At 56.9% G+C, this 6,727-nt stretch carries 7 protein-coding genes; 1 reads left to right on the top strand and 6 read right to left on the bottom strand.

Going from position 1 to position 6,727, the window contains the following annotated elements:
* The 6 genes from IBX51_RS13775 to IBX51_RS13750 form a co-directional block, all read right to left on the bottom strand.
* On the bottom strand, positions 1-699 hold a 699-nt coding region (locus IBX51_RS13775; protein ID WP_291831863.1), incomplete at its 3' end, for an ABC transporter ATP-binding protein.
* 9 nt (positions 700-708) lie between these two features.
* Positions 709-1,464 (bottom strand): high-affinity branched-chain amino acid ABC transporter ATP-binding protein LivG, encoded by a 756-nt coding sequence (gene livG, locus IBX51_RS13770; RefSeq protein ID WP_291831862.1) that lies wholly within the window; start codon positions 1,462-1,464, stop codon positions 709-711.
* Between the two features lie 5 nt (positions 1,465-1,469).
* The gene (locus IBX51_RS13765; RefSeq protein ID WP_291831861.1) at positions 1,470-2,741 is read right to left on the bottom strand and encodes a high-affinity branched-chain amino acid ABC transporter permease LivM; all 1,272 of its coding nucleotides are present in this window, start codon (positions 2,739-2,741) and stop codon (positions 1,470-1,472) included.
* Positions 2,741-3,664: a high-affinity branched-chain amino acid ABC transporter permease LivH gene (livH, locus tag IBX51_RS13760; protein WP_291831859.1), complete on the bottom strand. Its 924-nt coding sequence runs from the start codon at positions 3,662-3,664 to the stop codon at positions 2,741-2,743. The genes IBX51_RS13765 and livH overlap by 1 nt, the downstream gene beginning before the upstream one ends.
* A gap of 159 nt (positions 3,665-3,823) precedes the next feature.
* Positions 3,824-4,936 (bottom strand): branched-chain amino acid ABC transporter substrate-binding protein, encoded by a 1,113-nt coding sequence (locus tag IBX51_RS13755; protein ID WP_291831858.1) that lies wholly within the window; start codon positions 4,934-4,936, stop codon positions 3,824-3,826.
* A 161-nt stretch (positions 4,937-5,097) separates the two neighbouring features.
* Entirely contained in the window at positions 5,098-6,009 is a 912-nt protein-coding gene (locus tag IBX51_RS13750; RefSeq protein WP_291831856.1) for a tetratricopeptide repeat protein, read from the bottom strand.
* 200 nt (positions 6,010-6,209) lie between these two features.
* Here IBX51_RS13750 and IBX51_RS13745 point away from each other — a divergent pair, with 200 nt between their 5' ends.
* The gene (locus IBX51_RS13745; RefSeq protein WP_291831855.1) at positions 6,210-6,704 is read left to right on the top strand and encodes a MarR family winged helix-turn-helix transcriptional regulator; all 495 of its coding nucleotides are present in this window, start codon (positions 6,210-6,212) and stop codon (positions 6,702-6,704) included.
* The last annotated feature ends 23 nt before the right edge of the window (positions 6,705-6,727 follow it).

The following is a 6,727-nucleotide window of genomic DNA, read 5'->3' as shown; positions in this document are numbered from 1 at the left end:
GCCCCCCAGGTACGCCTCCCGCACCTCCGGATTGGCCAGCAGGTTTTTTCCGGTATCGTGCAATCTGATTCGCCCGGTCTCCAATACATAGCCCCGGTCGGCCAGGTTCAGGGCCTGATGGGCGTTCTGCTCGACCAGAAACACGGTGATACCTTCTTCCCGTAACTGACCAATGATCTGGAAAATCTGCTGAATGATGATGGGCGCAAGCCCCAGTGAAGGTTCGTCCAGAATGATCATTCTGGGTTTGCTCATCAGGGCGCGGCCAATGGCGAGCATTTGCTGCTCACCGCCAGACATGGTTCCAGCGCGCTGGTTCTCCCGCTCTTTCAGGCGCGGGAACAGTTCATAGACATGATCCAGGCTTTTGCGAATCTCGGCTTTGGTATTGAAGAATCCACCCATATGCAGGTTTTCTTCAACGGTGAGGCCAGAGAATACCCGGCGGCCCTCGGGCACAATGGCAATGCCGGAGCGCATAATGTTGGAGGTGGCTTCGTTGGTGATGTCTTTTCCTTCCAGAATGATGCGCCCGGCACTGGCCTGAGGATTGCCGCAGACGGTCATCAGCAGGGTGGTTTTGCCGGCTCCGTTAGCGCCGATCAAAGACACAATCTCGCCTTGCTTGACCTCAACGGAAACCCCGTGCAACGCCTCGATCTTGCCGTAGTGGGTGTGAACGTTTTCCAGTACTAGCATGGTGTTTCCTCAGGCTTCGCCCAGATAGGCTTTGATCACGTCATCGTTCTGGCGGATTTCGCCCGGCGTGCCTTTGGCGAGCGGTCGGCCCTGGTTGATCACAGTAATCCGGTCAGAAATATCCATCACCAGGCTCATGTCGTGTTCAATCAGCAGTACCGACACGTGATAATCCTCTTTAAGGCTCACGATCAGTTGGTTGAGATCTTTGGTTTCTGCCGGATTCAGGCCTGCGGCCGGCTCGTCCAGCATCAGGAGCTTCGGTTCGGTGACCATGCAGCGGGCAATTTCCAGGCGCCTTTGCTGGCCGTAAGCCAGGTTGCCGGCGTCGCGGTTGGCCAGGTCCAGCAGGCCAACGCGGTCGAGCCAGTAAGCCGCCCGATCCAGAGATTTTTGCTCACGTTCCCGGTAGTTTGGCGTCTTGATCAAGCCAGACAGCAGGTTGGTGTTCAGGTGCCGGTGTTGGGCGACCAGCAGGTTTTCAACCACGCTCATCTGGTTGAACAGGCGCACATGCTGGAAGGTGCGCACCATGCCGAGCCGGGAGATCTTGTAGTCCGGCTTGCCCTGTACCTCTTGCCCTTTAAAAACAATGGTGCCCCCGGTTGGCTTGTAAAAGCCACTGAGGCAGTTGAAGACGGTGGTTTTTCCGGCGCCGTTAGGCCCGATGACCGAAACAATCTCATGCTCCTGAACGTCCAGGCTGACCTGGTCCACTGCCAGCAGGCCGCCGAAGCGCATGGACAGGTTTTGTACCTCTAACATGGCGGTCACTCCTGCCGTTTGAGTTCAATATGAGTCCGGCGCATGGGCATCAGGCCTTGTGGCCGCCACACCATCATCAGCACCATCGCTGCACCAAACACCAGCATGCGATAGTCGGAGAACTCACGGGCTAGTTCCGGCAGGATGGTGACCGCAATGGCCGCCAATACCACGCCCAGTTGCGAGCCCATCCCGCCCAGCACCACAATGGCCAGAATGATGGCAGACTCAAGGAACACAAAAGACTCAGGGCTGATAAACCCCTGCTTGGACGCAAAGACTGTGCCGGCAAAACCGGCAAAGAAAGCGCCAATGGTAAATGCGGACAGTTTGACGGCCGTGCGGCTGAGGCCCAGAGAGCGGGCAGCGATTTCATCTTCCCGCAGGGCTTCCCAGGCCCTGCCGACCGGCATGCGCATCAGGCGCCGGATAACCAGTGCGGTAATAACGGCCAGAACAAGCGCAATCAGGTAGAGAAAAATCACCTTGTGCTCACCGCTGTAGGCAATGCCGAAGGTTTCATGGAAGGACGTGTTACCTTCTTCTTTTACGCGCCGGCCAAACTCCATGCCAAACAGCGTGGGCTCGGGGATACCGCCAATGCCGTTTGGGCCACCGGTGACGGCAGTCCAGTTGTTGAGCAGTATCCGGATGATCTCACCAAAACCCAGGGTGACGATGGCCAGGTAATCACCCCGTAATCGCAGTACCGGAAAGCCCAGTACCAGCCCAAACAAGGCTGCAAACAGGGCACCAAGCGGCAGAGCCATCCAGAACGAGATGCCCATATACTGGGACAACAGAGCAAAGGTATACGCACCAACCGCATAGAAGGCAACGTAGCCGAGGTCGAGCAGGCCGGCCAGGCCAACCACCACGTTCAGGCCAAGCGCCAGCATGATGTAGATCAGCACCAGGGTGGCCAGGTCAACCGAGCCACGGGAAACGAAAAACGGCCAGAACAGCGCCAGCACAATGATGCCGGTCAGCACCCAGGATTCCATTTTGACGCGCTTGGCCTGGGGCATCGGCTCCCGACCTGCCAAGGGGGGCAGTTTGGGGATTTTGCCCAAGGCGGCCATGATGGTGTCTCGGTAAAGCTGAAAGCTGAACACCACCATTGCCGCCACGAATATGGCAACCAGAGTGCTGGTGTCGGCACCCTCGAGGCCAACGCGGGTGCCACGTGCCACCAGATTGAGGCCCAGGATGGGGTAGGCGACCACCATCGTGATCACCGCGCAGAACAAGGCATGTTTGAAGTTGCGTGCGGTCATCAGATCTTCTCAACCTCTGGTTTGCCCAGCAGTCCGGTCGGTTTGAACAGTAGAATCAGGATGAGCAAGCCAAAGGCCACAACGTCTTTGTATTCGCCGCTGAGGTAGCCGGAGGTCATGCTTTCGGCCACGCCCAGAATCAGGCCGCCGAGCATCGCGCCGGGAATGCTGCCAATGCCGCCAAGCACGGCAGCGGTAAACGCCTTGAGGCCGGCTATAAAGCCAAACAGTGGGTCCACAGACCCGTAGTACATGCCCAGCAACAACCCCGCCACAGCCGCCAGGGCAGCACCGATCACAAACGTTGCAGAGATGATGCGATTGGTATCAATGCCCAGCAGGTTGGCCATGCCCAGATCCTGAGAGACCGCCCGACAGGCCCGGCCAATGCGGGACCGAGAGATAAACAGAGACAGTGCGGTCATGCAGACCAGCGTGGTGATGAAGATGGTGATCTGCATGTAGGAGAGCGACAACTGAAAGCCTTCACTGCTGCCAAAGCGGAAACTGCCATCAATCAGTGCTGGAAAGCCCACATTGCGGGACCCCTGAGCCAGATGCACATAGTTCTGCAGGAAAATGGACATGCCGATGGCCGAAATCAGCGGGATCAACCGGTGGCGCCCGCGAACCGGCCGGTAGGCGACCCTTTCTACCGCCCAGCCCATGGAGCTGGAGACGATCATGGCGCAGATCAGAGCGACGATCAGCACCAGCGGTAGCCAGGCAATGCCCAGGGTGGCCAGGCCGGTGATGGCGATGAGCGCGGTGTAAGCTCCGATCATGTAAATCTCACCATGGGCAAAGTTGATCATGCCAATGATGCCGTAAACCATAGTGTAGCCGATGGCGATCAGGGCATAGGTGCTCCCGATCGTCAGCCCGTTAATGAGCTGTTGCGAGAAGTAGAGAAGGTCTTGCATCAGTATGGAACTCCGAATGCCCGCTACCCGCGCGCCTCGCACCGGCGCCAGGGTGCCTGGCGGATGGCAACGCGGATTAGCAGAATCCCAGAAAAACACCTTCTCCCGGGTTGCGGCAAGAAGGTGTTCTCATGATGACCGTATGGTGACGATTCTGGCTCAGTTTACTGGAGTTTTACTGCCGTCAGAGTGCCATTCGTAGACCACAAACTCGAAAGACTCCATGTCCCCGGCCTGGTCAAACTGAACGTTGCCAATGGGTGTTTCAAAGGTGCCTGCACGCAAGGCTTTGGCAACCTCGAACGGGTCCTTCGAGCCAGCCTGCTCAATGCCATCGGCGATCAGCTGCACAGCGGCATAGGAGGTGAGCACGAACGGACCGGAGGTGTCTTCACCCTTGGCCGCAAAGGCAGCGACCAGGTCCTGGTTTTCCTCTTTCTCATCAAAGCTGGGAGGCAGAGTGACCAACAGGCCTTCTGCTGCTTCACCGGCAATGGTGTTGATGTCCTTGTTGCCGACACCTTCCGGACCCATGAACCTGGACGACACATCAGCCTGGCGGGCCTGGCGCAGAATGAGTCCAAGCTCCGGGTGATAGCCTCCGTAGTAAACGAAATCCACGTTGGCTTGTTTGATCTTGGTGACCAGTGACGAAAAATCTTTGTCGCCGGCGGTAATGCCTTCAAACATGGCGACTTCAACGCCTGCACCGCGCAGTGTATCCCGAACGGCGGTGGCAATCCCCTCACCATACTGCTGCTTGTCGTGAATGACGGCAACGCGGTTTGGGCTCTGGTTCACGATGAAATTCCCGGCAACCGGTCCTTGCATGCTGTCCAGGCCAATGGTGCGGAACAGCAACTCGTAACCACGCTGGGTGATTTGAGGGCTGGTGGAGGCAGGGGTGATCATCAGAATGCCTTCGTCTTCATAAATATCAGACGCCGGCTGGGTAGAGCTGGAGCACAGGTGCCCCACCACATATTGAACGCCCTGGTTTACCAGTCGGTTGGCAACGGTCACGGCCTGCTTGGGATCGCATACGTCATCCACCTCAACGCCTACGAGTTGCTCGCCCATGACACCGCCAGCGGCGTTGATGCGCTCAATGGCCATACGCGCACCGGAAAACTGCATATCACCGTACTGGGCGACAGGGCCGGTCATCGGGCCGGCAATGCCGATGCGAATTTCAGCTCCAGCGTGTCCTGCAGCGATCAGGGCAACAGACGCGCCCACCGCAGCGGCGAGCTTTCTAACGGATGTTTTCATCGTGTTATTCCTGTTCAGGTCAGGGTTATTATTATGTTCTCGGAGACTTAAACAAACACCACAGGTTGCGGCTTGTCAAGCTGGCCAGTCACGGGCAGTTCCGGAACACAAAGCGGCTGTTCGTGATCGTATCAGCAAGCTTTGTGCCGGACTCCGGAATGCTAGATGTCGGTGCTGTCGTCCTGATCAGTAAAGACGAGGTTCCGGAAGCTGTCATGCTCGTGCAGTTGTGTGAAGCTTGGGTCTACCGAGGCGTCGTCCCGATAGGCTTCGGAGATTTCGAGGGCTTTCGCAAGCGTGCTGATGGCGTCTTCCCAACGGCCAATCTCAGCGTAGGCGCAGGCCAGCTGGTACAGGGCGTGGCCATTATCCGGGGCCAGTTTTAGCGCGCGTTGGCACAAGCTGATGGCCCAGAGAGGTTCGCGGATCTCGAGCACGGCGTCAGCTTTGTAGCTGAGCGCCTCTACATCGTCTGGGCGCAAGTCAAGAATCTGGTCGTAGGTGGTTATCTTGTTCTGTTGCGAGGTCTCTTGGCTTGCCTTCAACCAGAGCGCATGCACCTCGTTGGTGCGCTCAATGTCGGCCTGGTTCTGGTGGATGATCTCGGACTTCTGCTGTAATTGTTCTTCAATGAACTTCAATCGGGTTTCGTATTCTACCACCAGCTCGTTGACGCGCTTCTCCGCGAGGGTGGTGAGCTGATTGCGCATGTCGCGGATGGAGTTCCAGCCGAGCATCACCAGAATAGACGTGGCACCGGCAATCAGATAGAAAAAGTAGGTTACGGTGTCTGCGGCGTAAGACATGGTTTTATCAGCCACTGACAGTTCTTTCTCGACCACCTTTTCAATCAGTTCGGCCCGGGTGTCTTGCATTTCTTTGCGGATGGCCTTGGTTTCTTCCAGCAGGTACAGCTCCACGAAAGGGGTGTACATGGGTTTTTCCTGGGTTCTGATCCTGTCCTCTACGTCTTCAGGGGTCAGCTCTTTATCCGGCCCAAGTTGTTGTTGCTGAGCCTGGGCGTTGCCGACCATGGTGAGGGCAAGAACGAACGCAAGGTAATACCTGATCATCAACCGTTTCCGTTTTGTAGGTGAATGGCAAGGGCGTGACCTTAGCATAGTGGCGGTCAGAAATAATGTCGCATGCGTGGGGCAGATTGGCGTGGATCCCGGCGTCAGGGAGGTTAGGTGATATTGCCCACTTGCAATCAGCAGAGCAAAGACCTCTAATAATTAGAGGTATAAGTAAATAGCCATTTTGGAGTGGTCGTGTGAAAAACTATGAACAGGTGCTGGTGGCACTTCGGCGGGTGATCCGGGCAACGGATCTGCATTCCAAACGATTGAGCAAGCACGCTGGGCTGACTGGGCCGCAGTTGTTGATCATGCGCACCATAAGGGATCTGGGTGAGGTGACCATCGGTACCATCGCTGAGAATGTCAGCCTCAGCCAGGCTACGGTCACCACAATCCTGGACCGGCTGGAACTGCGCAAGCTGGTGTATCGGGTGCGCAGCACCAAAGACAAACGCAAAGTGCACGCTCACCTGACGGAAGACGGCGCAGACCTCTTGGCACGCGCCCCCAATCCTCTACAGGAAGACTTTATCGAAAAGTTCCAGAACCTGGCCGAGTGGGAACAAACCATGATCCTGGCCTCCCTGCAGCGTGTAGCCAACATGATGAACGCCGATGACATCGACGCATCACCCCTGCTGACCGTAGGTTCCGTGCTGAAAGACGACGGCTGGAAAGAGAAATCCTAGCAGGCTCCAAAGGGGTCTGACCC

Source organism: Marinobacter sp. (genome assembly GCF_014859525.1).
Classification (GTDB): domain Bacteria; phylum Pseudomonadota; class Gammaproteobacteria; order Pseudomonadales; family Oleiphilaceae; genus Marinobacter.
This window is presented reverse-complemented; position numbering and strand designations above follow the sequence as displayed.

Bases quoted from the DNA above. Each gene is read 5' to 3' on its own strand.
- livG (WP_291831862.1), bottom strand. From the start codon at position 1,464: ATGTTAGAGGTACAAAACCTGTCCATGCGCTTCGGCGGCCTGCTGGCA.
- IBX51_RS13765 (WP_291831861.1), bottom strand. From the start codon at position 2,741: ATGACCGCACGCAACTTCAAACATGCCTTGTTCTGCGCGGTGATCACG.
- livH (WP_291831859.1), bottom strand. From the start codon at position 3,664: ATGCAAGACCTTCTCTACTTCTCGCAACAGCTCATTAACGGGCTGACG.
- IBX51_RS13755 (WP_291831858.1), bottom strand. From the start codon at position 4,936: ATGAAAACATCCGTTAGAAAGCTCGCCGCTGCGGTGGGCGCGTCTGTT.
- IBX51_RS13750 (WP_291831856.1), bottom strand. From the start codon at position 6,009: ATGATCAGGTATTACCTTGCGTTCGTTCTTGCCCTCACCATGGTCGGC.